This window comes from Paraferrimonas sp. SM1919 (genome assembly GCF_010993985.1).
Lineage (GTDB): Bacteria > Pseudomonadota > Gammaproteobacteria > Enterobacterales > Shewanellaceae > SM1919.
In genome coordinates, this window is sequence record NZ_WINH01000061.1 from 1 (window position 1) to 1,209 (window position 1,209).

At 53.8% G+C, this 1,209-nt stretch carries 1 protein-coding gene; it reads left to right on the forward strand.

The features are described from left to right. The coding region (locus GFB48_RS17125; protein ID WP_163938667.1) for an apolipoprotein A1/A4/E family protein at positions 1 to 819 on the forward strand (819 nt) is incomplete at its 5' end. Between the last annotated feature and the right edge of the window lie 390 nt (positions 820 to 1,209).

Consider the following 1,209-nt stretch of genomic DNA (forward strand, 5'->3'; position numbering starts at 1 on the left):
CTCCACCAGACCACCACCATGAAGTTTGTTGCTCTCGCTCTCGCCCTTCTGCTGGCTGTCGGCTCTCATGCCGCTTCCCTGCAGGCTGATGCACCTGCACCACCCTCCCAGCTGGAACACATCCGGGCTGCCGCCGATGTCTACCTGACCCAGGTGAAGGACGGTGCCAACAGAGCCCTGGCACAGCTCGATGACACCGAGTACAAGGAGCTCAAGGCCACCATATCTCAGCGCCTGGAGGAACTGCACACTCAGCTCAAGACTCTGCAGGGTGCTGTGTCCCCCATCACCGACAGCGTCGTCACCACCATCTCTGCCGCCACTGCCGAATTCCGTGCGTCTCTCATTGCTGATATCGACGCCCTGAAGGCTGAGATCGAGCCCAAACGTGCCGAGCTGAAGACAGTCATCGACAAACACATTGCTGAATACCGCGCCGAGCTGGACCCCATCCTCACAGAGTACTACACCAAGCACACTGCTGATATGGAGGCCCTGAAGGTCAAGCTGGAGCCCATTGTGGAGACCCTGCGCACCAAGGTGGCTACCAACGTGGAGGAGACCAAGCTCGCCCTGACGCCCATTGTGGAGTCTCTGCGTGCCAAGCTCTCTGAGCGTCTGGAGAGTCTGAGGACCATTGCTTCCCCCTACATCGAGGAATACAAGGAGCAGCTGAAGACAGCCTACAGCCAGGCACAGACCGTCGACACCGCAGAGATTACTGCCCTGAAGGATAAGATTCAGCCTTTAGCCGAAGAAGTCAAGGAAAAGATCCAGGCTATCTTCGAGCTCATCGCTGCTTCCGTCACCAAGAGCTAAATCCTCTCTACCCTGTTCCTGTGACTAACCTCACCTACCTGTCTGTCCTAGATCCATTCCACCTTTCTCTCCATTCCGCCTCTCTTCACATGCACATACAGACCACCTCCCAAAAATGAAGCTGATGCCCTAACTGATACATTTCTTTGCGACAAAATGGCAGGACTCTTGCTCTCTCTATCCCATGCAAACACCTTACTTCATGCGCGAATGCTCAAGCACATGCAAGCCAAGACATACACAGACACATACACACTCAGCACACACATGCTTTGCTCTTCACATGCCACGGCCAACTGCTTACATTTTGTGTAGGAATTGTATGTGAATTATCACAAGTGCCTGAACCTCTGTGTTATGATGCTTGTCTGATGAAAACTGTGCTTTGAA